This is a genomic window from Janthinobacterium sp. BJB401, assembly GCF_013372745.1.
GTDB lineage: Bacteria > Pseudomonadota > Gammaproteobacteria > Burkholderiales > Burkholderiaceae_D > Janthinobacterium > Janthinobacterium rivuli.
Genome location: NZ_JABXFH010000012.1, coordinates 103842 through 128174 on the forward strand (window position 1 = coordinate 103842; position 24333 = coordinate 128174).

Sequence of the window (24333 nt, forward strand, 5' to 3'; positions counted from 1 at the left end):
GGGCAGGCTCGTCTGGCCAGCCCCGTTGTTGGAACGAATGTCATATTGCCGCTAAAGCAAGCGGCAACAGCCGCCACCCCGGCGGCTGATTGCCAACTTACATATTCGGATAATTCGGCCCGCCGCCGCCTTCCGGTGTCACCCACACGATGTTCTGCGTCGGGTCCTTGATGTCGCAGGTTTTACAGTGCACGCAGTTCTGCGCATTGATCTGCAGGCGTTCGGCGCCGTCGTCGTTCTTCACGAACTCGTACACGCCAGCGGGACAGTAACGCGCTTCCGGACCCGCATACGTGGCCAGGTTGACGTCGACGGGCACGCTGGCGTTCTTCAACGTCAGGTGGATGGGCTGGTCTTCCGCGTGGTTGGTGTTCGAGATGAACACGGACGACATCTTGTCGAAGGTCAGCTTGCCATCGGGTTTCGGATACACGATCTTTTTCGACTGGGCGGCCGGTTTCAGGCATTCGTGGTCGCCGTGCGAGTGGTGCAGCGTCCATGGCGCCTTGCCGCGGAAGATCAGCTGGTCGATGCCCGTCATCAGACTGCCCAGGTACAGGCCCTTCGACAGCCATGGCTTGACGTTGCGCGCCACGTGCAGCTCTTCATGCAGCCACGATTGTTCAAAGGCAACAGGGTAGCTCGTCAGTTCGTCGTGCTGGCGCTGTTCGCCCAGCGCACCGAAGGCCGCGTCCGCCGCCAGCATGCCGCTCTTGATGGCCGCGTGGCTGCCCTTGATGCGGCTCATGTTCAGGAAGCCCGCATCGCAGCCGATCAGCGCGCCGCCGGCAAACACCAGTTTCGGCAACGATTGCAGGCCGCCGGCCGCGATCGCGCGCGCGCCGTAGGAAATACGCTTGCCGCCTTCGAAGAACTTGCGGATTTCCGGATGCGTTTTATAGCGCTGGAATTCCTCGTACGGCGACAAATACGGGTTTTCGTAGTTCAGTCCCACCACGTAGCCGACCATCACCTGGTTGTTTTCCAGGTGGTACAGGAAGGAGCCGCCATAGGTTTTCGTGTCCAGCGGCCAGCCGCTCGAGTGGATCACCAGGCCCGGCTTGTGCTGGGCCGGGTCGATTTCCCACAATTCCTTGATGCCGATACCGTATGACTGGGGATCTTTGCCGGCGTTCAAGTCATACTTGGCCATCAATTGCTTGCCCAGGTGGCCGCGCGCGCCTTCGGCGAACAGGGTGTACTTGGCGTGCAATTCCATGCCCAGCTGGAAGTCGGGACCCGGTTCGCCGTCGCGCTTGACGCCCATGTTGCCGGTCGCCACGCCTTTCACGGAGCCGTCGTCGTTGTAGAGGATTTCCGCGGCAGGGAAGCCCGGGAAGATTTCCACGCCCAGGTTTTCCGCCTGCTGGCCCATCCAGCGCACCACATTGCCCAGCGAGACGATGTAATTGCCGTGGTTTTCAAAGCAGGCCGGCACGGCGAAGCCCGGCGTTTTATACGCTTTCGTTTCGGTCAGGAACAGGATGCGGTCTTCCGTCACTTCCGTGTTCAGGGGCGCGCCCAGTTCTTTCCAGTTCGGAATCAGTTCGGTCAACGCTTTCGGGTCCATGATGGCGCCCGACAGGATATGCGCGCCCAGTTCGCCGCCTTTTTCCAGCACGCAGACGGACACTTCCTGGCTCTTTTCAGCGGCCAGCTGCTTCAGGCGGATCGCCGCGGCCAAGCCTGCGGGGCCACCGCCGACGATCACCACGTCATACTCCATGGTTTCGCGCGGTCCGTACTGTTCAACTAAGTTATTAGGCTGTGTCATGGTCTCGATTGTTAGTAACTAAATAGGTAGCAAGGATAGGGAATAAAGCATCATCGGGGAAATTTAAGCACGAGTGTGCTTGTTTTTGACGAGGATTGCAACTTTGGCGCCATTTTGCGTGACATTGCCCCTCGCCGCAATCTAAATCCGGCCATTTTGTGTAATGATGGCGTTTACTTTTGCTCGAGTGCGCTGCGGGGGAATGTGCCCGATTGCCATAGGCACGGCGTAAAGTGTTGTCTAAAATAAAACAGGAGTAGCTCGTGGGCATAGAAGTCAATTTCGAGGGCAAGATTGCCCTGATTACCGGCGCATCGAGCGGCCTCGGCGCGCGCTTTGCGAAAGTGCTGGCCCAGGCCGGCGCACAGGTCGTGCTGGCGTCGCGCCGCACCGAACGCCTGAAGGAGTTGCGCGCCGAAATCGAAGCGGACGGCGGCGCCGCGCACGTGGTGTCGCTCGACGTGACCGACTTCGCCAGCATCAAGTCGGCCATCGCGCATGCGGAAACGGAAGCGGGTCCCATCGATATCCTCGTCAACAATTCCGGTGTCTCCACCACGCAACGCCTGGTCGACGTCACGCCCGAAGATTACTCGTTCGTGATGGACACCAATCTGCGCGGATCGTTCTTCGTGGCCCAGCAAACGGCCAAGCGCATGATCGCGCGCGCCAAGGGCGACCCGAAGAAACAGCACCGCATCATCAATATCGCCTCGATGGCGGGCTTGCAGGTGCTGCCGCAGATCGGCGTGTACTGCATGAGCAAGGCGGGCATGGTGCACATGACGCGCGCCATGGCCGTAGAGTGGGGAAAATATGGCATCAACACGAACGCCATCTGCCCCGGCTATATTTCCACGGAAATCAATGAAGATTACTTCGCCACCGAGCAGGGCAAGAAGCTGATCGAAATGCTGCCGAATAAACGTCCGGGCAAGCCGGAAGACCTGGACGGCCTGTTGCTGCTGCTGGCGGGCGAGGATTCGCATTTCATCAACGGCGCCATCATTTCCGCAGACGGTGGCATGAGTACCTTCTAACGCTGCAGCTGCAGTCCCACCAGCTTGTGCACGAGTTCGGACGATGTCGAGGCGGCGAACTTGCGCATCAGCTTGGCGCGGTGCATTTCCACCGTGCGGGGGCTGAGGTCGATCTGGCGGGCGATGACCTTGCTGGTCTTGCCTTCCACCAGCAGGGCGGCGATTTCGCGCTCGCGCGGGGTCAGTTCCGCCGTCACGGGACGTTTCTCGCTGACATCCTCGAACGTCCAGATGCCCGCTCCCAGCGGTTTGTTCGGCAGCATGGCGTGGCCCGTGACGTGGCACCAGAACAATTCCCCATTACTGCGGCGCATGATGCGCTCGTCCGAATAGCGGCCTTTGGCGTTCATGATGGGGATGATGCGGTCACCGGTGCGCAGGAATTCGTCGTGCGTGGGGTAGAGTACTTCGAAGGACTGGTCGTCGAGCTGGGCGCGCGCATAGCCGAACATGGCTGCCAGCGCTTCGTTGCAGCTGCGCATGATACGGTTTTCCGACATGCACATGCCCACGGGCGCGTGCAGGAAGATGCTTTCATAATCGATGGCTGACGCGGCGTTCATCTGATACGTATCACTCTCACAGGGGGATTGCTGGCACGGCGCCGGTAGTTCTACGGTATTGTACTTTCCACTCGCGTATTTTATGCTGAGTCGCTGCCTGAGTCATGGACTCAAGACCAAAGCTTAACAAAAGATAGAGGGACACCCATGAATAAAGTTTATCCTGACGCCGCCTCGGCGCTGGCCGGTATCGTCCAAGATGGCCAGACCATCGCCGTCGGCGGCTTCGGCCTGTGCGGCATTCCCGAAGCCCTGATCGGCGCCTTGCGCGATTCGGGCGTGACGGGCCTGACGGCCATTTCGAATAACGCCGGCGTGGACGGCTTCGGCCTGGGCCAGCTCTTGACCACGCGCCAGATCAAGAAAATGATCGCCTCCTACGTGGGTGAAAACAAGGAATTCGCGCGCCAGTACCTGGCCGGCGAACTGGAACTGGAATTTACGCCGCAAGGCACCCTGGCTGAAAAACTGCGCGCCGGCGGCGCCGGCATTCCTGCCTTCTTCACCAAGACGGGCGTGGGCACCATCGTTGCCGACGGCAAGGAACTGCGCGAATTCGACGGCGAGCAATACGTGATGGAGCGCAGCCTCGTGGCCGACGTGTCGCTGGTCAAAGCCTACATGGCCGACCGCGCCGGCAATTTGGTCTACCGCAAGACGGCGCGCAATTTCAACCCGAACGTGGCCATGGCCGGCAAGATCACCATCGTCGAAGTGGAAAAACTGGTGGAAGTGGGCGAAATCGACCCGGACCAAGTCCACACGCCGAGCATCTTCGTGCACCGCATCGTGGTCAACGCGAACCCGGAAAAACGCATCGAGCAGCGCACCGTGCGCACCGAAGCATAAAACAGAATACGGAGATTATTATGGCTTGGACGAGAGATGAGATGGCCGCGCGCGCGGCAAAGGAATTGCAGGATGGCTTTTATGTGAACCTGGGCATCGGCTTGCCGACCCTGGTGGCCAACTATGTGCCGGAGAACATCGAAGTATTCCTGCAGTCGGAAAACGGTTTATTGGGCATCGGCCCGTTCCCCACCGATGCGGAAGTCGATGCCGATCTGATCAACGCGGGCAAACAGACGGTGACGGCCTTGCCCGGCGCAGCCTACTTCAGCTCGGCCGACTCGTTTGGCATGATCCGCGGCGGCAAGATCAACCTGGCCATCCTGGGCGCCATGCAAGTGTCGGAAAAGGGCGACCTGGCGAACTGGATGATTCCAGGAAAAATGGTCAAGGGCATGGGCGGCGCGATGGACCTGGTTGCCGGCGTCAAGCGCGTGGTCGTGCTGATGGAACACGTGGCCACGGCCAAGGATGGTACGACGTCGCACAAGCTGCTCAAGCAGTGCGACTTGCCGCTGACGGGTGTGGGCGTGGTCGACGTCATCATCAGCGACCTGGGCGTGATCGACGTGACGGAAAACGGCTTGAAGCTGGTGGAGCTGGCGCCGGGCGTGACCAAGGAACAAGTGCAGGCGGCCACGGGCGCTGAGCTGGACGTGTCGGCCGTATAAAAGGCTTGTTGTATGGGATGAAAGGGCGGACAGCGATGTCCGCCCTTTTTTTATACGCCCGCCTTGCCGCGCAAGCCGTCGAGGCTGTAGGCGCCGCCGCCCGCTGCGGCGAAATACAGGAAGGTGAAGCAATACATCACAGCCATTTCGCCGCCGTTCAGGATCGGCAGGAAACCTGCTGGCGCATGAGCCATGAAATAGGCGGCCGCCATCTGGCCCGACAGGATGAAGGCGACGGGGCGCGTGAACAGGCCCACCAGCAGCAAGGTGCCGCCGACCAACTCGATGACGCCGGCCGCGCCCATCACGGAAAACAGTTGCAAGCCATCGAACATGGCCACGTGCGGCGCGCCGAACAGCTTGGCGGTGCCGTGTTGCAGGAAGAGGAAACCGAGGATGATGCGCAGCAGGCCCAGCAAACGTGGGTTCCAGGTGGCGTAAAAGGCGGGCGAGAGGGACATGACGTACTCCATTCAAAGGTGGATGGTTCGGTGTCAGGCTTGCATTAACGCAATGTCATTATGCGCGAGCCTGGCAGCGAACAGTAAGTCAGTACTGTAATGGTTTTTTATTCATTGATCATCATGGTAAATATTGATGCATGATTTACTATTGGTTGATGATGCGATATAGCCCACGCGCAATGAAAAAAGCCCCGCGGATCGCTCCGCGGGGCTTTTCAAGTGCTTGAGGCGCTTACTTGACGATATTCACGGCCGGTGCGACATACGCGTCGTCGGTCGGGTGGGTTGGATTCGCCAGCTCGCTGTGCAGCTTGTCCATGTCCAGCTCCTTTTCCCATTTCGACACGACGATGGTGGCCACGCCGTTGCCGACGAAATTGGTCAGCGCGCGGCATTCGCTCATGAAGCGGTCGATGCCCAGAATCAGCGCCATGCCGGCCACGGGGATCGTCGGCACGACGGCCAGGGTCGCGGCCAGGGTGATGAAGCCGGCGCCGGTGATGCCGGAGGCGCCTTTCGACGTCAGCATCGCCACGCCGAGGATGGTCAGTTCCTGCCAGATGGTCAGTTCCGTGTTGGTTGCCTGTGCTACAAACAGGGCGGCCATGGTCATGTAGATATTGGTGCCGTCCAGGTTGAACGAGTAGCCGGTCGGCACGACCAGGCCGACGACTGGCTTGGAGCAGCCCAGGCGTTCGAGTTTTTTCATCAGGGCCGGCAGGGCCGATTCCGATGAGCTGGTACCGAGCACGATCAGCAGCTCTTCCTTGATGTACAGCAGGAAGCGGCCGATGGAGAAGCCCGTGTACTTGGCGATCAGGCCCAGCACGACGAAGACGAACAGGAAGCAGGTCAGGTAGAACGAGCCCATCAGTTTGGCCAGCGGGATCAGCGAAGCCAGGCCGTATTTACCGATGGTAAAGGCCATCGCGCCGAATGCGCCGATCGGAGCGACTTTCATGATGATGTTGACCATGCCGAAGATGGCATGCGACAGCTCGTCGATCAGCTTGGTGACCGGACGGCCGCGCTCGCCCAGCAGGGACAGCGAGAAACCGAACAGGATGGCGATCAACAGCACTTGCAGGATGTCGCCCTTGGCGAAGGCGTCAACGAAGGTCTTCGGGATGATGTTCATCACGAAGTCGATGGTCGACATGCCTTCGGCGTGCGTGTATTGCGCGATCGACTTGGCGTCCAGGTGGGCCGGATCGGCGTTGAAGCCGGCGCCCGGTTTGAGGATGTTGGCGACCAGCAAGCCGATGGCCAGCGCGAAGGTGGAGACCACTTCAAAGTACAGCAGCGCCTTGCCGCCCACTCGGCCGATCTTCTTGACGTCCTGCATGCCGGCGATACCGGAGACCACGGTACAGAAGATCACCGGGGCGATGATCATCTTGATCAGTTTGATAAAGCCGTCGCCCAGCGGTTTCATGTCGACGGCGTTCGAAGGGTAGAACACCCCCAGCAGCACGCCGGCCACGATGGCGAACAGCACCTGTACGTACAGGATTTTATAGAATGGTTTTTTCACGAGTGGTCTCCTCTTGCGGGTTGATGCTGCGATCATCCGCCCATTGCCAGGCCGCCTCAATTGTGGATAACCGCAGATATGCATTTTCGCTATATCGGGTATTGCGCCATGGCGACCGTGCCAGTGCTGTGCTGCGGCGCAGCATTTCAGGCGCGCGCTTGGAGCATTGCCCGCGCTGCGCTACACTGCCGTAGCGTCGCGCGCGGGACACCTCTTGGCGGGCATAAAGCGGTGCTCTTTTTACATCGAATAAGGAATTGGCATGATCGAAGCGAGCATCAAATCCGTCCAGTGCATCTCCCCCGCAGGCTTGCATACCATGTCGTACAAGGAGTGGGGCGCGGCCGATAATCCGAACGTGCTCGTCTGCGCCCATGGCGTGACGCGCGTGGCGGACGACTTCGACAACCTGGCGCGCGCCATGGCCAGCGATTACCGCGTGATCTGCCCCGACGTGGTGGGCCGCGGGCGCTCTGGCTGGCTGGCCAATCCCCAGTTTTACCGCGTGCCGCAATATGTGAGCGACATGGTGACCCTGCTGGCGCGCGTGCTGGCCAATGGCGAGCGCCAGACGGTGGACTGGTTCGGCACCTCGATGGGCGGCTTGATCGGCCTGGGCCTGGCCTCGTTGCCCAACAGCCCGATCAGCAAACTGGTGCTGAACGATATCGGCCCGACCCTGGCGCCGGAAGCCTTGCAGCGCATCGGCGACTACATCGGCCAGGACCTGCGTTTCGAGACGTTTGAACAGGGCGCCAGGTTCGTGCGCGACGTGTCCGCCAGCTTCGGCCCGCACACGGACGCGGAATGGCATAAACTGGCGGTGGATGTGTTGCGCCAGGATAAGGATGGCCACTGGCGCCGCCACTATGATATGGGACTGGCCATGCCGTTCCGCTCGGCCACGCCGGAATCGGCGGCCAGCGACGAAGCCATGCTGTGGGCCGCGTATGATGCCGTGCGCTGCCCCACCTTGCTGGTGCGCGGGTCGGAATCGGACCTGCTGTCGCGCGAGACGGCGCAGATCATGCTCGGTCGCGGCCCGAAGGCGGAGCTGGTGGAAATCGCCGGCGTGGGCCATGCGCCCACTTTCGTCCACGACGACCAGATCGCCATCGCCCGCAAGTTTTTGCTGGGCAAGTAATAGTCAGTAACAATCAGTAACGCTGTACAGATTTTGAAACAACCGAAAGAAGAAGCATGGAAATTACACGACTGCACGTAGGCAAACGCCTCTCCGAAGTAGCCATACACAACAACACCATCTACCTGGCGGGCCAGATCGCCGAAGACACCACGCAAGGCATCGTCGGCCAGACGCGCGAAGTGCTCGGCCACGTCGACCGTTTGCTGATGGAAGCGGGCAGCGACAAGACTTGCATCCTGTCGTGCCAGATATACATCGCCGACATGAAGGATTTCCCCGGCATGAATGAAGTGTGGGACGACTGGGTCGCCTCAGGCCACACGCCGCCGCGCGCCACGGTGGAAGCGAAACTGGCCAATCCGGCTTGCCTGGTGGAAATCGTCATCATCGCTGCAGAACGCTAAGTCATCAAGTTGCTCAGTCATCAAGTTTAAAGGTATTACATGGTTTCCATCTCGGCCCCGAATAGCGTCACCTCGGAACAACTGGTAGAGGGCTTGAGTGCGCCGGACTGCGCGCGCGTGCTGGACGCGCTCGCGTATGCCACCGAAGCGTATGGCGACAAGCAGACCTTTGCCGGCCGCTCCGCGCTGGAGTTCGCCATCGGCGTGGCCACCACCCTGGCTTTCCTGCGCAGCGATGCGGAAACGCGCATCGCCGGCCTGATGTTCGAGCTGACCCTGCTGGAACCGGACACGGCGGCCGACATCGAGCCCCGTTTCGGCAAGCAGGTGTGCGACCTGGCGACAGGCGTGCGCCAGCTGATCCGCTTGCGCGCGCTGACCCAGGCGCAGCACGGCAGCGTCGGCGGGCGCGGCAAGAATGCGGCGCAGCAAGCCGTGGCCCAGGTGGAAACCCTGCGCAAGATGTTGCTGGCGATGGCTTCCGACATGCGTGTCGTGCTGGTGCGCCTGGCCGCCTGCGTGACGACCTTGCGTTACTTTGCCGAACTAAAGCTGTTTAACGAAATGACGCGTGAATACGGCAAGGAAACGCTGGATTTGTACGCGCCGCTGGCCAACCGCCTCGGCATCTGGCAGCTGAAGTGGGAACTGGAAGACCTGTCGTTCCGCTTCATCGAGCCGGAAGCGTATAAACGCATCGCCAAGATGCTGGAAGAAAAGCGCATGATGCGCGAGGGTTTTGTTTCCTCCGCGATTTTGCGCCTGCAGACGGAACTGGCTTCGGCCGGTATCCAGGCGGAAGTGTTTGGCCGCCCGAAACACATTTACAGCATCTGGAACAAGATGCGCGGCAAGGAACTGGACTTTACGGCCCTGTACGACGTGCGCGCCTTCCGCGTCATCGTTGCCGACGTGAAAACCTGCTACACGGTGTTGGGCGTGGTCCACAATATCTGGACCCCCATCCCGAAAGAATTTGACGATTACATTTCGCGGCCGAAACCCAACGGTTACCAGTCGCTGCACACGGTGGTGACGGCCGAGGATGGCCGCCCGCTGGAAGTGCAAATCCGCACCAATGAAATGCACAGCTTTGCCGAATACGGCGTGGCCGCGCACTGGCGCTACAAGGAAGAGGGCGGTTCGAACTTTGCCGGTCAGAAATACGACGAAAAGATCGCCTGGCTGCGCCAGTTGCTGGCCTGGAAAACGGAAGTGGCCGACGCCGTCGTGGGCCAGGAAGAAATCCAGCGCGAATGGGTGGAAAAGCTCAAATCGGCCACCCTGGACGACCGCATCTTCGTCATGACGCCGCAAGCGCGGGTGCTGGAGTTGCCCGTGGGCGCCACGCCCGTCGACTTTGCCTATCACCTGCACACGGACGTGGGCCACCGCTGCCGCGGCGCCAAGGTCGACGGCATCATGGTGCCCCTGAATACGCAACTGAAAAACGGCCAGACCTGCGAAATCATCACGGCCAAGGGCGCGCCGGGCACGGCCGGGCCGTCGCGCGACTGGCTCAGCGCCGGCTACGCCGTCAGCACGCGCACGCGCTCGAAAATCCGCGCCTGGTTCCACGCCATCGACATGCAGGAAACCCTGGCCCACGGCCGCGCGCTGGTGGAAAAATCCTTGCAGCGCGAAGGCAAGACGGCCGTCAATCTCGAAGCGCTGGCGCAAAAGCTGGGCTTTGCGAAAGTCGACGAGCTGTTCCTGTCGGTCGGCAAGGATGAATTCAGCCTGCGCCACGTGGAGCAGGCGCTGCACGACAATGGCGAAGTGGTGGTGCCGGAAGACGCCGTGCTGGTCGGAAAAAGCCGCGCTTCCAGTGTGGAGCAGGGCGCCAAGTCCGGCGTGCTGGTGGTGGGCACCGAAGGCTTGATGACGGTGCTGGCCAAGTGCTGCAAGCCGGCGCCGCCGGACAGCATCGTCGGTTTTGTGACGCGTGGCAAGGGCGTGTCGATTCACCGCGCGACCTGCAAAAATTTCGAGGAAATGCGCGCCAAGTCGCCCGAGCGCGTGATTTTTACCGAGTGGGGCAGCACGGGCGGGCACGACACCGTGTATCCGGTCGACATCTTTATTCTGGCCGGTGACCGCCAGGGCTTGCTGCGCGACATCTCCGAAATCTTTTCGCGCGAAAAGATCAACGTGATCGGCGTCAACACCCAAAGCGCCAAGGGCCAGGCCCGCATGACCTTTACGGCCGAGATCAGCTCGACGGCGCAGTTGTTGAAGGCGCTGAATGTGATCAAGGATGTCAGTGGTGTGCTTGAGGCTCGGCGTAGCTAGTCTTTGCACCCCAAGGACAGATGCTGGGGTCGTACCCTGAGGGTACGACCCCGGTCCTTGCTAGTGGGTTTTGTCACCCGCATGCAACCCCGCCATCGTGGCGGTTTCAGGCTGCAAAGTAATATGGTCGATGCCATGCTTACTCAGTAACATCTTCTTGATCGCCCGCAATACCTTCGGCCAATGGTCGAGGTGCTCGATTTCCACGTGGCCGATCAGGGCTGGCTGGCCGGGCGACATGTCCCATACGTGCAGGTCGTGCACGGCAATCACGCCGTCCACCTGCTCCACGTCCGCGCCCACCTGGATGTAGTCGATGTGCATGGGCACGCCTTCCATCAGGAAGTGGTAGGACTCTTTCAATACCCCGAACGTGGACTTCAGGATCAGCAAGGACACCAGCACGGACAGCAGCGGGTCGATCTGCATCCAGCCCGTAAAGTAAATCACGGCGCCGGCGACGATGGCGGCGACCGAGCCGAGCAAATCGCCCATCACGTGCACGAGGGCGGCGCGCGTGTTGACGCTTTGCTTGTCTTTCGATAATACCCACGCCACCACCAAGTTGATGGCCAGGCCGATGAAGGCGACGACGAAGACCATGCCGCCTTGCACGGTTTGCGGTGCGGAAAAGCGCAGCACGGCTTCATAGCAGATCCAGCCCACCACGCACAGCATGGCCAGGCCGTTGACGAAGGCGGCCAGTGCTTCGGCGCGGCCAAAGCCGAACGAGTGGCGCGGCGAGGGAGGGCGGCGCGCGATCAGCTGCGCCAGCAGGGCCAGGCCCAGCGCGGCCGCGTCCGTGACCATGTGGCCAGCGTCGGAAATCAGGGCCAGCGAATTGGACATGAAACCGGCGATGACCTCGATGCCGGCGAATGACAGGGTCAGCCCCAGCGCCCACGCGAGGATGCTCTGGCTACGCCCCTCGAACGAGTGGGTATGCTTGGCGTCGCCTTTCAGGTGGGCGTGCAAATGGGTGGCGTCGTGTTCGGTGTTGTCGTGCGTGGGATGCATGGAATGCTTTGTGGAATGATGTTGCCGTCAGTGTAATTGAAAAGCAACAAAATAGTCGGCGCATAAAAAAACCTGCAGGCCGCGAGGCACTGCAGGTTTTACCTGGAGCAAACATTTTTACGGAGACAAGCTTACTGCGGCGCCGTCTCGCCAAACTTGCCTTCGCGGAAATCCTGCACGGCCTGGAACACTTCCGCCTGGGTATTCATGACGAACGGGCCATATTGCGCGATCGGCTCGTTCAAGGGCTGGCCGGCGACGAGGATCACGCGGCCGCCTTCGGGCGCCTCGATGCGCACGCCGTCGCTGCCCGGCGTGTTGGAGAAGATCGCCATGCGCAGGGCGGGCACGGCCTTGCCGTCGACCTGCACTTCGCCACGGAAGGTGTAGATGAAAGCATTATGGCCTGGCGGCAAGGGTTGCTCGAAGCTGGCGCCGGCTGGCAGGTCGATATCGAGGTACAACGGTTCCGTCAGTTCGCGCTGCACGGCGCCCGTCACGCCATGGCTCTCGCCGGCGATCACTTGCACGGCGACACCTGTCTCCGTCGTGTAGCGGGGGATTTCACTGCTCGTGAAATCGCGGTACCACGGCGTGCGCATCTTGTCGCGCGCGGGCAGGTTCAGCCACAGCTGAAAACCTTCCATCACGCCTTCTTCCTGCTCCGGCATTTCCGAATGGATCACGCCGCTGCCGGCCGTCATCCATTGCACACCGCCCGACGTCAGCAAGCCTTCGTTGCCCGCGCTGTCCTTGTGGCGCATGCGTCCCGTGATCATGTACGAGACCGTTTCAAAGCCGCGGTGCGGATGCTCGGGGAAGCCGGCGATATAGTCGTTCGGCTTGTCGCTGGCGAAATTGTCGAGCATCAAGAACGGGTCGAGACGGCGCTGCAGTTGCTGCGTCAGCACGCGGTTGATCTTCACGCCGGCGCCATCCATGACGGCCTGGCCGGCGATCACGCGCTCGACGGCGCGTGCTTTCGTGACAGTGGTGGTATCGCTCATTGTTCTCTCCTGTTTGGGGTCAGACCCGGCGGGTCTGACCCCAGCTTGGTACGTGCATTACACCAGGATCGCGTTGATCTCGGCGTCCGCCTGGGCTTGCGCCTTGGCCACGGCTTCCGGGCCCATGCCCATGCCTTCCGAATACACATATTGCACGTCGGTCAGGCCCAGGAAGCCGAACATGGTGTTCAGGTAAGGCACCTGGCTATCGTTGGCGCTGTCGCGGTGCAAGCCGCCGCGGGACAGGCCCACGTAGACTTTCTTGCCGCTCAAGAGGCCCACAGGGCCGTTTTCCGTGTACTTGAAGGTGACGTTGGCGCGGGCAATCGCGTCGAACCAGCTTTTCAGTTGCACGGTGATGCCGAAGTTGTACATCGGCGCGCCGATGACGATCACGTCAGCTGCTTGCACTTGCGCAATCAATGCGTCGTCCAGGGCGATGCGGGCCGCTTGCTCCGGCGTGCGCTTGTCGGCTGGCGTGAACAGCGCTTGCAGGGTCGGCTCGTCGAGCACGGGGTGCGGTGCGGCAGCCAGGTCACGGCGGACGAGGGCGGCACCAGGGTTGGCCGCTTGTACGCGGCTGACGATGGCGTCAGCCAGGCGGGTCGAGGCGGAACCGGTGCTGCGGGCGCTGGAATTGATTTGCAGGATGTTCATCTTGTTTTCTCCGTTGTGAGGTGTCTTGCGATGGATGAACTATAGCAATTCCAAAATTGATGCGGAAGCCGTTAAAATGGATAACATTAATCCACTCATGGAACAATCAAAAGTATGGATATCGATCCCGGAGATTTATTGCTGTTTGCCAGAGTCGTCGAATGCGGCAGTTTCAGTCGCGCCGCCGTGCGCGTGGACTTGCCCAAATCGACCCTGTCGCGCCGCATCTCGCTGCTGGAAGCGAAGTTGGGCGAACGATTGCTGCTGCGCACCACGCGCAAGCTGGCGCTGACGGAGTTTGGCGCCAGCCTGCTCGAGCACGCGCGCAAGGTGGTGGAAGAAACGGAGGCGGCCGGCGCGCTGGCGCAGCACCGGCAGGCCGGGCCCAGCGGCTTGCTGCGCATTTCCATGCCGGCCGACTTTGGCGACACCCTGATGCGCCAGGTGCTGGCCGAGTTCGTGCGCCGCTATCCGGCCATTTCGCTGGAACTGGACTTGTCGGCGCGCAGGGTGGATTTGCTGGAAGAAAATTTCGACCTGGCCATCCGCATGGGCAACTTGCCCGACGACGCCAGCCTGTCCGCGCGCCGTGTGGCCTTCAGTACGCTCGCGCTGTATGCCTCGCCGCAATACACGAGCGTGCACGGCTTGCCCGAGCATCCCGACGATTTATATGGACATGATTTGCTCAGCTTGCCACGGGCCGTGCATGGCCTCGTGCACTGGACTTTGATCCGCGGCAAGACGACGTGGGAGCGCGATCTGCCCGTGCGCCTGCTGGCCAACTCGCCGGAATTGCTGGTGCGCATGGCGTGCACGGGCGTGGGCATCGCGGCCAGCACGGACCGTTTTGCCAAGGCGTATGTGGCGACGGGGGAATTGGTGCGGGTGTTGCCGGAGTGGAGTTTCCCGCTGGTCACGGGTTGGGCCGTGTTTCCTGGCCGGCGCTTGATGCCGGCCAAGACGCGCGCGTTTCTGGATCTGATGGAGGAGATGTATCGCACGGACGCGCCCGTCTAGGCGCGCGTCCGGATGCTTTACTTGGGCAGGTTGCCCATGACCTCGCCCAGCTGCACGGGGCCGGCCGGTTGCCAGTTGGCATTGAACGTCAAGGTGTCTTTCGGGAACAGCATGACGACGGTGGAGCCGAGCAGGAAGCGGCCCAGCTCTTCACCCTGTTTCAGCACCACGTTGTCGTTCGCATAGCTCCAGTCGCGCACCTGTCCCGTGCGGGGCGGGTTGACGACGCCGTGCCAGACGGTGGCCATGCTGCCGACGATGGTGGCGCCGACCAGGGTCATGACGAAGGGGCCGTTGGCCGTGTCGAACACGCAGACGACGCGCTCGTTGCGGGCGAACAGGCCGGGAATGCCGCGCGCCGTCGTCGGGTTGACGGAGAACAATTCACCAGGGACATAAATCATGCGCGTCAGGCGGCCGTCGCAGGGCATGTGGATGCGGTGGTAGTCGCGCGGGCTCAGGTACAGATTGGCGAAGCTGCCGTGCTCGAACTGGGCCGCCAGTGCCGCATCGCCGCCGACCAGGGCCGTCGTGCTGAAGTTGTGGCCCTTGGCCTGGAAGATCTGGTCCTTGTCGATGCTGCCGAACTGGCTGATGCGGCCATCGACGGGGCAGACGTAGTCGGCTTCGGCCAGCGGACGGGCATCGGGGCGCAGCGCGCGCGTGAAAAAGTCGTTAAAGCTCGTGTAGTGCGTGATGTCCGGATCCAGCGCCTCATCCATGTTGACGTTGTAGTAGCCGACGAACCAGCGGATCAAACGCGTCGTCATGGCGCCGCCTTTGGCGCCGGCGACACGGCCGGCAAAGTTGGTCAACGCTCCTTTGGGAAGCAGATATTGAGGCAGGACGGCAAGACGGTCAGACACGATGGGAAGCCTTTGACGGGGTGATGGGAACAATGGTGAAAACGCATTATAGCGGCGATGTGGCGCGCAATACTATGCGCCGTATGCAAGGGTGCGCATCGCAGCCCGCCGCCGAACTTAATTTGCCATAGGAAATATTTTCAGGAAACTGTGTCACTTGGAAAAAATTACAGCACAATACAGCGGCCTGTTTTTTAGCTTTTAGCCATTTTTATTCAGCCAACTTTTTTAGCCAGGTCATGATGCCACGCCGTTGCCTTCGCCTTACCGTCCTTTGTTCAGCCGTTTTACTTGCCTGGAATGCCCAGGCCCAGCAATCCGAAGCGCCAGCCGACGCTGCCGCTGCCTCTGCGCCGCTGAAGGCTGAAAAGCCCGCCGCGCCCGCGATGCAAACCGTCGAAGTCAAGGGCAGCGGCTATGATCCGCGCCGCGACGATACGGCCAGCAAGATGGTCGTTGGCAGCGAAGAAATCCTCAAGTATGGCGACACGAATGTCACCGACGTGCTCAAGCGCCTGCCCGGCATCACGGTTTCCGGCGCGGCCGGGCGCTCGGGCGGCGAAATCCGCATGCGCGGCCTGGGCAGCGGCTACACGCAGATATTGCTCAACGGCGAGCGGGCGCCGGCCGGTTTTTCGCTCGACACCCTGTCGCCCGACGTGATCGAACGCATCGAGATTTTGCATGCAGCCAGCGCCGAATACAGCACGCAGTCGATTGCCGGCACCATCAATGTGGTGCTCAAGAAAGCCGTGAAGACGGCGCAGCGCGAGCTCAAGCTGGGCGTGCAGGGCAGCGACGTGAGCTTTTCGCCCAGCGTCAACGTGCAACTGTCCGACCGCGACGGCAATTTTTCGTATTCGTTGGCTGGCTCGCTGTTCCGCTACGATTACCATTACGACAATCCCGGGCTGGAACTGGGCTACGCGCCCGATGGCCGGCAAAACCTGCTGCGCCGCACGAACGGCACGGGCGATGGCCGCCCGGAAGGCATCAATCTGTCGCCACGCCTGAACTGGGTGCTGGCCAACGGCGATAACGTGACGGCGCAATTCTTTTTCAATGGCGGGCGCTCGAACCACCGCAATTTCAGCCGCGCGGAAACGCAGCAGGGCTTGCGTCCCGATTACGACACCAATACGGGCAGCTCCAGCAACCACAATGCCTTCGGCCGCAGCGACCTGACGTGGATGCACAAGCTGGCCGGCGGCGCCCGGCTGGAATTGAAAATCGGCGCCTCGGCCGCCCGCAATACGTCCGACAGCCTGCAGCAAGGCTTTGTCGATGGCAGCGGCCTGGCGCTCGACCGCAAGGTGGGCGTGAAGGCGACGGAAAACGGCGTCAGTTCCACCGGCAAGTACTCCACACCCTTGCTGCCCGGCCACGCCCTGTCGATGGGCTGGGACGGCGCCTACACGGAGCGCGAGGAAACGCGCCGCCAGCGCGAAGCGGTGCTGGGCACCTCGGGTGCGCGCCCGCCCGTCGACAGCGACGAAGGTTTCGATGCCACCATCAAGCGTCTGGCCCTGTTTGTGCAGGACGACTGGGAAATCACGCCGCGCTTGTCCATGTATGCGGGCGTACGCTGGGAAGGCATCGACACGCGCAGCGCGGGCAATACCTATGATGAAGTGAACCAGCGCACCAGCGTGTGGAGCCCGCTGTTGCAAACCTTGTGGAAGTTGCCTGATACCAAGGGTGACCAGGTACGCCTGGCCCTGACGCGCACCTACAAGGCGCAGCCCACGGCGAGCCTGATTCCGCGTCGTAATACCTCGACCAACAATAGCCAGACGGACCCCGACCGCGAAGGCAATCCCTACCTGAAGCCGGAGCTGGCGCTGGGCATCGACGCCTCGTACGAGCACTACTGGGCCGAAGGCGCTTTGCTCAGCGCGCGCGCCTCGGCCCGCCGCATCGATGGCTACACGCGCCAGGGCTTGCTGTTCATCAATGATCGCTGGGTGTCCACGCCCGTCAATGATGGCCGCGCGAATACTCAGACACTGGAACTGGAAGCGAAGTTCCCGCTGCGCGCCGTGCTGGCCGCGCCCGTACCGGCCATCGACTTGCGCGCCAGCGTCAGCCGCAACTGGTCGCAGGTGGAGCAGGTGCCGGGGCCAAACAATCGGCTTGACCAGCAAACCCCCGTCAGCGGCAACTTTGGGCTCGACTACAAGACCCCCGATGGCGTCTTGACCACGGGCGGCAGCTTCAACTTCCGCAACGGCGGCCCCGTGCGCATCACCGAGCGCCAGAGCGCCTATACGTCGCCGCGGCGTGACGTCGACATTTATGCGCTGTGGAAATTCGATGCGAAGAACCAGCTGCGTCTGGCCGTGTCGAATTTGCTGGCGCAAGACTTTGAAAGCACCACAGCGTATGCGGACGCCAGCGGCACCATCGTGCGCAACAGCATTTCACCAAGTTCACCGCAGGCGCGCGCGACCCTGGAAATGAAGTTTTGACGCGTTTGTTTTAACGGTGAAACCCCGGCCGGCATCCCCGCTGGCCTATAATCTCGGCAATCGCGCGCACGGCCCGTCCGTGCGCGCCACCTTTTACTTTGCCAAGATTGCTTTCCCCATGACGTTTTCCTCCCTCGGCCTGATCGATCCCCTGGTCCGCAAACTTGACGAGCTCGGCTATGCCAAGCCCACGCCCGTGCAGGCGCAAGCGATTCCCGCCGTGCTGGCCGGGCGCGACCTGATGGCCGCCGCCCAGACGGGCACGGGCAAGACGGCCGGTTTCGCCGTGCCGCTGCTGCAGCGCCTGACCCTGGAAGGCGTGGTGGCGCCCCAGTGCGTGCGCGTGCTCGTGCTCGTGCCCACGCGCGAACTGGCCGAGCAAGTGTATGCCAGCTTCCGCAGCTATGGCGGGAACTTGCCGCTGCGCAGCTTTGTCGCGTATGGCGGCGTGCCCATCGAGCCGCAGATCAGCAAACTGCGCAAGGGCCTCGACGTGCTGGTGGCCACGCCGGGCCGCTTGCTGGACTTGCAGACGCAGGGCGCCGTCAAGTTCGAGCAAGTGCAAACCCTGGTGCTGGACGAGGCCGACCGCATGCTGGACCTGGGCTTCGAGCGCGAACTCGATATATTGCTGATGACCATGCCCAAGCAGCGCCAGACCCTGCTGTTCTCGGCCACCTTCTCGGATGCGATTCGCGCCATGGCGAAGACCATGCTGAAGGATCCCGTCTCGGTCGAGGTCAGCGCGCGCAACAGCACGGTCAAGGCCGTGAAGCAATCGGTGATCGTGTGCGACAAGAAACGCAAGCCGGAACTCTTTTTGCACTTGCTGAAGAAAAAGCGCTGGGGCCAGGTATTGGTCTTCGTCAAGACGCGCAAGGGTGTCGAGCTTCTGGTGAACACTTTGCTGGAGCAGGGCGTGCGCGCCGATTCGATTCACGGCGACAAGACCCAGCCGAACCGTTTGCGCGCGCTGGCCCGCTTCAAATCGGCCGAGGTGCAGGTGCTGGTGGCGACCGACGTGGCCGCCCGCGGCCTCGATATCGACCAATTGCCCGTCGTCGTCAATTTCGATTTGCCGACGGTCGCCGAAGACTATATCCACCGCATTGGCCGTACGGGCCGGGCGGGCGCTTCAGGCGAAGCGATCTCGCTCGTTTGCGCCGACGAGGTGGAATTGCTGTCGGCCGTGGAAGCGCTGACCCGGCAAACCCTGAAACGCAACGAGGAACCTGGTTTCGAGGCCGAGCACCGCGTGCCGGGCACGTCCGCCGGCGGCACCATCCAGAAGAAGGCCGTGAAAGTGCTGGCGCCGAAGGCGGCGGAGCGGGCCAAGAAGCGCCGTTTTTATAAGTAAAAAGGGGACGCAAGGCGCGCTGCACGGATATCGCATTCGTGCCATCATGCGCCATGACCTCGATACCTTTGTTCCCGCTCAATACGGTGCTGTATCCCGACGGCTATCTGCCCCTGCAGATCTTCGAGGTACGCTATCTGGACATGATACGTCAGTGCATCATGGGCGAGCAGCCGTTCGGCGTGGTGCAGTTGCTGGACGGCGGGGAAGTGCGCAAGCCGGGCCAGCAAGAGACCCTGGCGCCCGTGGGCACCCTGGCGCGTGTCATCGACTGGGCCGCGCCCCTGTCGGGCTTGCTGCAAATCAAATGCATGGGCATGCAGCGCTTTCATATCGTTTCCAGCGAACAGCTGAAGCACGGCTTGTGGATGGCGCAGGTCGAGACCTTGGCGCCCGATAAAACCATCCCCATCCCGCAAGAGCAGCAGAACGTGGCCGACGCGCTCGGCGCCCTGATTCGCACCTTGCAGGAGCAAAAGATCCCGCCCGAGCAAATGCCCTTGCAGCCGCCATACCGGCTCGACGAGTGCGGCTGGGTGGCGAACCGCTGGTGCGAGTTGCTGTCCCTGAGCGCCATGCAAAAGCAATTGCTGCTGAGCCAGGACAATCCCGTGCTGCGCCTGGAACTGGTGCAGGATATGCTCACGGAAAACGGCTTGTTGGAGGAATAAATTGCCTGAGGCCGCATGTTTTCTCATGCTTCCGTTGTGCAATTGCAATTTCTATTGAGAAATACTTTACGCTTTGCCGCCGCTGGCATAAGATAATGCCCCTGGGCAAGATTGCCCTGGGCAACATTCAAGAGCAGACGACATGGCAAAAGTAAGCGCGGAACAGATCAATGCGGCAATGGAAGCGATGGCGGGCGAAGGCCAGGCCATCACGGTGCGCGCCTTGCGCGAACGGCTGGGCAACGGCGCCTGCCTGGGCACCATCAGCAAGCTCTTGCTGCGCCGCAAGGCCGGTGCGCAGCGCCAGATCGCTGCCGCCGCCGAACTGTCGCCCGTGCTGCAGCAAGCCATCCTCGATTATGTAGGACAGGAATTAAGCGCCAGCCACAGCGCGCATGAAGCCGAGATGAACGACAATCAACAGGAATTGATGGACCTGGCCAGCGAGAACGAGCGTCAGCAAGAGTTGCTCGACCTGCAGGCCGGTGAGCTGGAAACCTTGCGCGAGGAACTTGAACGCGAGCGGCAAGTGGCGAACCAGGCCCGCACGGACCTGGCCAAGGCGCAGTTGCGCCTGGAAGGCTTGCCGCGCCTGGAAGAGGCGGCCGAGCAGGCCCGCATGGACCTGGCCAAGGCGCAATTCAAGCTCGAAGGCATCCCCCGCCTGGAAGAGGCCGCCGAAGCGGCGCGCGCGGAACTGATCCAGGCCCAGCTGAAGCTGGAAAGCCTGACGCGCGTGGAAACGGAACTGGCGGCCGCGCGTCTGGAACTGGAAGCGGAGCGTGAAGAGCTGGGCGAAACGCGCGCCGAACTCGACGAAGAGCGCACCTTGCGCATCAAGGCGCAGCAGTTCATCGTGGATCCGATTTTCAAAACACCTGTCTAAGGCCTCCTAAGCTGCTGCGTGACGTCCTAGGTTTGACGCTGCGTACAGTGTTAGCCGGCGCACAGAATCTTGTTGCGAGGCGCGGCAAAATAGTTCAGTGATCCAGGCGGGAAAGGGCCGGCATGGAAACGTTGATCGTCATGGGAGCCTCGGTGGGCGGCGTGAGCGCACTGTCCACCATCTTCGCCGCCTTGCCGGCGAATTTTCCCGCGGCAATCCTGGCCGTCATGCACGTAGGCGCGCGCAACAGCGTGTTGCACGAGATCCTAGGCAAAACCTCCGCCTTGCCCGTGCGCTTTGCCGAAGAACGCGAACCCGTGCGCGCAGGGCGCATCCTGCTGGCGCCGCCGGACCGGCACATGCTTGTTGCCAACCTGGCCGGCCAGGCGACGGTCGAGCTGACCCGGGGACCGAAGGAAAACCATACGCGTCCCGCCATCGACCCCCTGTTTCGCAGTGCGGCCGCCGCTTTCGGCCCGAAGGTGGTGGGCGTGGTACTCAGCGGCTACCTCGACGATGGCACGGCAGGCTTGCAGGCCATCAAGGCTTGCGGCGGCAGGGCGCTGGTGCAGGAGCCGCAGGACGCGGTGGCGCCGTCGATGCCGCAAAGCGCGCTCGACTATGCCGAAGTGGACTGGCGTTTGCCGGCTGCCGAGATCGGGCCGGCCCTGCTGGCGCTGGCCAACGGCAACTTGGCGCCGGCCAGCGCCGCGCCGTCCTTGCCGTCCGCGCCCCCGTGGATCACCGTGGAAAACCGTTTTGCCCGGGGAGTGGGGAATATGGACCAACTGGAAAAAATTGCCACGCCATCGACGTTCACCTGTCCTGAATGCCAGGGCACCCTGTGGGAACTGCATGGCCAGAAGCCGCAGCGTTTTCGCTGCCATACGGGCCACAGTTTCACGGCGAAGATGCTCGGTGAGTTGCAGCATGACAAGGCGGAAGACGCCATCTGGGCTGCCGTCAGGGCGCTGCAGGAAAAAGAAAAACTCTACCTGAACCTGGCCGCCAAGGCCCAGGCCTGGCTGCATCCGGGCACGGCCAGCGAGTATGCGGCCAAGGCGCGGGAGGCGGGCGAGCAGGCCGATGTGCTGAAACGGGCTCTGCTGGCTTAAAATAGCGCATGGTCGCGCCATGCCGCGCGACGCCTGATCGCAAAGAAGGTTTATGTCTGCAGAAAAAAAACAGCCGCTTCCGCTTGCGGCAGCCCCAATATTGCCACGCGCATTGCCACCCCGGCCCCCAGCCGAATTCAGTTCGCCCGAAGCGGCCCTGGCGCGCAAGCAAGCGCGCGAAGACAAGGATGCACAGGTGCGCGGCGTGACCTCCATCGACGCCATGCGCGAGGCCATTAAGCAGGCGGCGCGTGACTTGCCGGCCATCACCGCCGTGCCATGCCTGGGCATGCTGGACGCCGCCGCCTTCCGCGCGCGTGCCGCGCTGGGCTTGCCATTTTTGATGCGCGGGCTGGTACAGCGCTGGCCCTTGTCCCAGCTGGCGCCCGAAGTCTTGCGCGAGCAGTTCAGCCACGTGCCCGTGCGCGCGCGGGTGGGCGACTACATCAACACGGCCTTTGCGGCCGACCGCGCCATGCAGGACATGTCGATGGGGCAATATCTGGATCTGGTGGACGAGGGCGCGCATGTGCTGCCGCCGTACCTGGGCAACCTGGAATTGCGCGAGCTGAACCGCCTGTGCCACTGGCCCACGTATTTCGACAAGATGGGCCCGCCGCGTTTCTGGGTGGGGCCGGCCGGCACGGTGACGCCCTTGCATTGCGATTACGATGACAATATCTTCGCCCAGGTGTGGGGCCGCAAGCGCATCTTTTTGTCGCCGCCGCACCATGACGCCTTCCTGTATCCGAGCGAGGCGAACGCCATCCTGTTCGGCTCGCCCTTCGATCCGGAAGCGCCCGATTTCCAGCGCTTTCCGCTGGCGCGCCAAGCCACCATGATCGAATGCCTCGTCGAGCCGGGTGACATGCTGTACGTGCCCGCCGGCTGGTACCACCAGGTGCGGGCGCTGACGTTTTCGCTGTCGTCGAACCGCTGGGCCAGGGCCGTGCCGCTGGCCTTGCATGGCGGGGCGGAGTTGCGGCGTACCGAGGCTTAATCTGATGATACGATGGCCTTGCCGTCGGCGCGCAGGCGCTTGGGCCGCCACTCGCTGAGGATGCCTGCAGCGATGATCAATATCGCGCCCACGATGGCCAGGGCCGGCAGGCGTTCGCCGGCGATGCGGCCGATCACGCCGGCCCACACGGGTTCGCCCGCATAGATCAAGGTGGCCTTGGTGGCGGAAATGCGCTTTTGCGCCCAGTTCATCACATATTGGATCAGCGCACTGGCGCAGCCCAGGGCCAGCACGCTGAGGATGAAAGTCTTGCCGAGTACTGGCGGCGCTTCGCCCAAGACGGGCATCAGCAGCAGGGCGATCAATGATGCCGTGGCCAGTTGCACGATGGTCACGCGCAGGATGTTCAGCTGCGGCGAGACGCGGCTGATGAGGATGATTTCCAGGGCAATGGCGATGGCGCCCACGGCCGTGATCAGCTCGCCCTTGCCGAAACCCATGCTCAAGCCATCCGTGCCCGTGAGCAGCAGCAAGCCGACGAACGCCAGCACGACGGCCGCCCACACGGCAGGGTGGGGCCGCTGCTTGAAGACCAGCCATTGCACCAGCGGCACGATGGGCACATAAAAGGCCGTGATGAAGGCGGATTTGCTGCTCGTGATATGCATCAAGCCATAGGTTTGCAGCGCGTAGCCGCCAAAGATGCTCAGGCCGATGGCCATGCCGGTGACTAACTCCGCCTTCGTCAACTGGCGCAACTGGCCCCGGCAAATCAGAGCGCCGATGCCCGCGGCCACGGCAAAGCGGGCGGCCACGAAGGCCAAGGGGCCGCTGACCGTCACGGCATGTTGCACGATGAGAAACGTGCCGCCCCAGATGAAGGTAATGGCGATCAGGGCCAGTTCGGGCAGACCAATGGCGGGAGGGGGACTTGCGTGTGTTTTCATGGGAGGCTATGCTATGAGCAAAATATTTCCCATCATAATAGGAGCAATATATTGCGCAGTCAAGCCGAGGCCGGTGGCGTGCTGGCACACCTGGCCACCAATCTGCGGCGCTTGCGCCTTGCCGCCGGTCTTAGCCAGGAAGAGCTGGCGCGCCTGTCGGGCCTGAGCCGGCGCATGGTCAATGGCGTCGAGGCGGGCAGCACCAACATCAGCCTGGCCAATCTCGACCATGTGGCGGCCGCCTTGAACGTGGCCTTTGTCGACCTCGTCCAGCCGCCGCGGCAGCCGCACGACAGCCTGCGCGTGCTGATGTGGCAAAGTGCATCGCAGGCCAGCCAGGCCGTGCTGCTGGGCGCGGCGCCCGCCAGCCGCCAGGTGGAACTGTGGTCATGGACCCTGGCGCCGGGCGAGCGCTACGATGCGCAAGCCGACCCGGCCGGCTTCAGCGAAATGCTCTACGTGCTCGAAGGCGAGTTGCAGCTCGTGCTGGCGGCGGAAACCAGGCAACTGGCCACGGGCGATTTTTTTGTCTTCAGCAGCGCGCAAGCGTATGCCTACGTGAATGCGGCCGCATCCACCTTGCGCTTTACGCGCAATGTGGCCAGCTAGGAACCAAGGGAGAA

General features: G+C 62.1%; 23 protein-coding genes. 14 read left to right on the forward strand and 9 right to left on the reverse strand.

The features are described from left to right. Window positions 1-97: 97 nt before the first annotated feature. Window positions 98-1774 carry an electron transfer flavoprotein-ubiquinone oxidoreductase gene (locus HWE17_RS10855; RefSeq protein ID WP_174718100.1) on the reverse strand — a complete coding sequence of 559 codons (1677 nt, stop codon included), beginning with the start codon at window positions 1772-1774 and terminating at the stop codon, window positions 98-100. A gap of 263 nt (window positions 1775-2037) precedes the next feature. On the opposite strand from HWE17_RS10855, the gene HWE17_RS10860 reads away from it, so the two are divergent. After that, entirely contained in the window at window positions 2038-2814 is a 777-nt protein-coding gene (locus tag HWE17_RS10860; RefSeq protein ID WP_034752351.1) for an SDR family oxidoreductase, read from the forward strand. On the opposite strand, the gene HWE17_RS10865 is transcribed toward HWE17_RS10860, so the two are convergent. Next, on the reverse strand, window positions 2811-3377 hold the full coding sequence (locus tag HWE17_RS10865; protein WP_035818062.1) for a LuxR C-terminal-related transcriptional regulator: 567 nt from the start codon (window positions 3375-3377) through the stop codon (window positions 2811-2813). The genes HWE17_RS10860 and HWE17_RS10865 overlap by 4 nt on opposite strands. 147 nt (window positions 3378-3524) lie before the next feature. On the opposite strand from HWE17_RS10865, the gene HWE17_RS10870 reads away from it, so the two are divergent. Both HWE17_RS10870 and HWE17_RS10875 read left to right on the forward strand, forming a co-directional pair. Beyond that, on the forward strand, window positions 3525-4226 hold the full coding sequence (locus HWE17_RS10870) for a CoA transferase subunit A (RefSeq protein WP_034784215.1): 702 nt from the start codon (window positions 3525-3527) through the stop codon (window positions 4224-4226). A 20-nt stretch (window positions 4227-4246) separates the two neighbouring features. Continuing rightward, the gene (locus HWE17_RS10875) at window positions 4247-4897 is read left to right on the forward strand and encodes a CoA transferase subunit B (protein ID WP_035818065.1); all 651 of its coding nucleotides are present in this window, start codon (window positions 4247-4249) and stop codon (window positions 4895-4897) included. A 50-nt stretch (window positions 4898-4947) separates the two neighbouring features. Here the strand turns inward: HWE17_RS10875 and HWE17_RS10880 are convergent, their stop codons facing one another. After that, on the reverse strand, window positions 4948-5358 hold the full coding sequence (locus tag HWE17_RS10880; protein WP_176388770.1) for a DoxX family protein: 411 nt from the start codon (window positions 5356-5358) through the stop codon (window positions 4948-4950). Window positions 5359-5593: 235 nt separating this feature from the next. Beyond that, window positions 5594-6931, reverse strand: coding sequence for a dicarboxylate/amino acid:cation symporter (locus HWE17_RS10885; RefSeq protein ID WP_217916743.1), 1338 nt, complete (start codon window positions 6929-6931; stop codon window positions 5594-5596). A gap of 226 nt (window positions 6932-7157) precedes the next feature. On the opposite strand from HWE17_RS10885, the gene HWE17_RS10890 reads away from it, so the two are divergent. The 3 genes from HWE17_RS10890 to HWE17_RS10900 are packed head-to-tail and all read left to right on the forward strand — an operon-like array spanning window position 7158 to window position 10738. Next, a complete protein-coding gene (locus HWE17_RS10890) occupies window positions 7158-8039 on the forward strand; it encodes an alpha/beta fold hydrolase (RefSeq protein WP_035818069.1) in 882 nt (293 codons plus the stop codon). Window positions 8040-8095: 56 nt separating this feature from the next. Further along, window positions 8096-8446: a RidA family protein gene (locus tag HWE17_RS10895; RefSeq protein ID WP_034784210.1), complete on the forward strand. Its 351-nt coding sequence runs from the start codon at window positions 8096-8098 to the stop codon at window positions 8444-8446. A gap of 39 nt (window positions 8447-8485) precedes the next feature. Next, the gene (locus HWE17_RS10900; protein WP_035818071.1) at window positions 8486-10738 is read left to right on the forward strand and encodes a bifunctional (p)ppGpp synthetase/guanosine-3',5'-bis(diphosphate) 3'-pyrophosphohydrolase; all 2253 of its coding nucleotides are present in this window, start codon (window positions 8486-8488) and stop codon (window positions 10736-10738) included. Between the two features lie 60 nt (window positions 10739-10798). Here HWE17_RS10900 and HWE17_RS10905 read toward each other — a convergent pair whose 3' ends face one another. The 3 genes from HWE17_RS10905 to HWE17_RS10915 form a co-directional block, all read right to left on the reverse strand. Then, complete coding sequence (locus HWE17_RS10905; protein ID WP_176388771.1) at window positions 10799-11755, reverse strand: cation diffusion facilitator family transporter; 957 nt, start codon at window positions 11753-11755, stop codon at window positions 10799-10801. Window positions 11756-11886: 131 nt separating this feature from the next. After that, window positions 11887-12762 carry a pirin family protein gene (locus tag HWE17_RS10910; RefSeq protein ID WP_176388772.1) on the reverse strand — a complete coding sequence of 292 codons (876 nt, stop codon included), beginning with the start codon at window positions 12760-12762 and terminating at the stop codon, window positions 11887-11889. Window positions 12763-12819: 57 nt separating this feature from the next. Beyond that, entirely contained in the window at window positions 12820-13419 is a 600-nt protein-coding gene (locus HWE17_RS10915) for an FMN-dependent NADH-azoreductase (protein WP_099402284.1), read from the reverse strand. Between the two features lie 114 nt (window positions 13420-13533). Between HWE17_RS10915 and HWE17_RS10920 the strand changes: the two genes are divergently transcribed. Further along, window positions 13534-14439: a LysR family transcriptional regulator gene (locus HWE17_RS10920; RefSeq protein ID WP_035818083.1), complete on the forward strand. Its 906-nt coding sequence runs from the start codon at window positions 13534-13536 to the stop codon at window positions 14437-14439. 17 nt (window positions 14440-14456) lie between these two features. Here the strand turns inward: HWE17_RS10920 and asd are convergent, their stop codons facing one another. After that, entirely contained in the window at window positions 14457-15305 is an 849-nt protein-coding gene (gene asd, locus HWE17_RS10925; RefSeq protein ID WP_176388773.1) for an archaetidylserine decarboxylase, read from the reverse strand. Between the two features lie 386 nt (window positions 15306-15691). Here asd and HWE17_RS10930 point away from each other — a divergent pair, with 386 nt between their 5' ends. From HWE17_RS10930 to HWE17_RS10955, 6 genes are all read left to right on the forward strand, one after another. Continuing rightward, window positions 15692-17773: a TonB-dependent siderophore receptor gene (locus HWE17_RS10930; protein WP_255206195.1), complete on the forward strand. Its 2082-nt coding sequence runs from the start codon at window positions 15692-15694 to the stop codon at window positions 17771-17773. Between the two features lie 118 nt (window positions 17774-17891). After that, a complete protein-coding gene (locus HWE17_RS10935) occupies window positions 17892-19130 on the forward strand; it encodes a DEAD/DEAH box helicase (RefSeq protein ID WP_034752386.1) in 1239 nt (412 codons plus the stop codon). Between the two features lie 53 nt (window positions 19131-19183). Beyond that, on the forward strand, window positions 19184-19801 hold the full coding sequence (locus tag HWE17_RS10940) for an LON peptidase substrate-binding domain-containing protein (RefSeq protein WP_176388774.1): 618 nt from the start codon (window positions 19184-19186) through the stop codon (window positions 19799-19801). A gap of 142 nt (window positions 19802-19943) precedes the next feature. Beyond that, complete coding sequence (locus HWE17_RS10945; RefSeq protein ID WP_035818092.1) at window positions 19944-20687, forward strand: DNA-binding protein; 744 nt, start codon at window positions 19944-19946, stop codon at window positions 20685-20687. A gap of 122 nt (window positions 20688-20809) precedes the next feature. Beyond that, entirely contained in the window at window positions 20810-21802 is a 993-nt protein-coding gene (locus HWE17_RS10950; protein ID WP_176388775.1) for a chemotaxis protein CheB, read from the forward strand. A gap of 52 nt (window positions 21803-21854) precedes the next feature. Beyond that, window positions 21855-22802 carry a cupin-like domain-containing protein gene (locus tag HWE17_RS10955; protein WP_176388776.1) on the forward strand — a complete coding sequence of 316 codons (948 nt, stop codon included), beginning with the start codon at window positions 21855-21857 and terminating at the stop codon, window positions 22800-22802. Here the strand turns inward: HWE17_RS10955 and HWE17_RS10960 are convergent. Beyond that, window positions 22799-23710, reverse strand: coding sequence for a DMT family transporter (locus tag HWE17_RS10960; protein WP_176388777.1), 912 nt, complete (start codon window positions 23708-23710; stop codon window positions 22799-22801). The two genes, HWE17_RS10955 and HWE17_RS10960, sit on opposite strands and share 4 nt — an antisense overlap. A gap of 51 nt (window positions 23711-23761) precedes the next feature. On the opposite strand from HWE17_RS10960, the gene HWE17_RS10965 reads away from it, so the two are divergent. Next, on the forward strand, window positions 23762-24319 hold the full coding sequence (locus HWE17_RS10965; protein ID WP_081922388.1) for a helix-turn-helix domain-containing protein: 558 nt from the start codon (window positions 23762-23764) through the stop codon (window positions 24317-24319). Window positions 24320-24333 lie beyond the last annotated feature (14 nt).

Coding starts and splice junctions, on each gene's coding strand:
- HWE17_RS10855 (WP_174718100.1), bottom strand. CDS start 1,774: ATGACACAGCCTAATAACTTAGTTGAACAGTACGGACCGCGCGAAACC.
- HWE17_RS10935 (WP_034752386.1), top strand. CDS start 17,892: ATGACGTTTTCCTCCCTCGGCCTGATCGATCCCCTGGTCCGCAAACTT.
- HWE17_RS10945 (WP_035818092.1), top strand. CDS start 19,944: ATGGCAAAAGTAAGCGCGGAACAGATCAATGCGGCAATGGAAGCGATG.
- HWE17_RS10955 (WP_176388776.1), top strand. CDS start 21,855: ATGTCTGCAGAAAAAAAACAGCCGCTTCCGCTTGCGGCAGCCCCAATA.
- HWE17_RS10875 (WP_035818065.1), top strand. CDS start 4,247: ATGGCTTGGACGAGAGATGAGATGGCCGCGCGCGCGGCAAAGGAATTG.
- HWE17_RS10865 (WP_035818062.1), bottom strand. CDS start 3,377: ATGAACGCCGCGTCAGCCATCGATTATGAAAGCATCTTCCTGCACGCG.
- HWE17_RS10900 (WP_035818071.1), top strand. CDS start 8,486: ATGGTTTCCATCTCGGCCCCGAATAGCGTCACCTCGGAACAACTGGTA.
- HWE17_RS10920 (WP_035818083.1), top strand. CDS start 13,534: ATGGATATCGATCCCGGAGATTTATTGCTGTTTGCCAGAGTCGTCGAA.
- HWE17_RS10870 (WP_034784215.1), top strand. CDS start 3,525: ATGAATAAAGTTTATCCTGACGCCGCCTCGGCGCTGGCCGGTATCGTC.
- HWE17_RS10890 (WP_035818069.1), top strand. CDS start 7,158: ATGATCGAAGCGAGCATCAAATCCGTCCAGTGCATCTCCCCCGCAGGC.
- HWE17_RS10880 (WP_176388770.1), bottom strand. CDS start 5,358: ATGTCCCTCTCGCCCGCCTTTTACGCCACCTGGAACCCACGTTTGCTG.
- HWE17_RS10895 (WP_034784210.1), top strand. CDS start 8,096: ATGGAAATTACACGACTGCACGTAGGCAAACGCCTCTCCGAAGTAGCC.
- HWE17_RS10930 (WP_255206195.1), top strand. CDS start 15,692: ATGCAAACCGTCGAAGTCAAGGGCAGCGGCTATGATCCGCGCCGCGAC.
- HWE17_RS10960 (WP_176388777.1), bottom strand. CDS start 23,710: ATGAAAACACACGCAAGTCCCCCTCCCGCCATTGGTCTGCCCGAACTG.
- HWE17_RS10915 (WP_099402284.1), bottom strand. CDS start 13,419: ATGAACATCCTGCAAATCAATTCCAGCGCCCGCAGCACCGGTTCCGCC.
- HWE17_RS10950 (WP_176388775.1), top strand. CDS start 20,810: ATGGAAACGTTGATCGTCATGGGAGCCTCGGTGGGCGGCGTGAGCGCA.
- HWE17_RS10910 (WP_176388772.1), bottom strand. CDS start 12,762: ATGAGCGATACCACCACTGTCACGAAAGCACGCGCCGTCGAGCGCGTG.
- HWE17_RS10905 (WP_176388771.1), bottom strand. CDS start 11,755: ATGCATCCCACGCACGACAACACCGAACACGACGCCACCCATTTGCAC.
- HWE17_RS10885 (WP_217916743.1), bottom strand. CDS start 6,931: ATGATCGCAGCATCAACCCGCAAGAGGAGACCACTCGTGAAAAAACCA.
- HWE17_RS10940 (WP_176388774.1), top strand. CDS start 19,184: ATGACCTCGATACCTTTGTTCCCGCTCAATACGGTGCTGTATCCCGAC.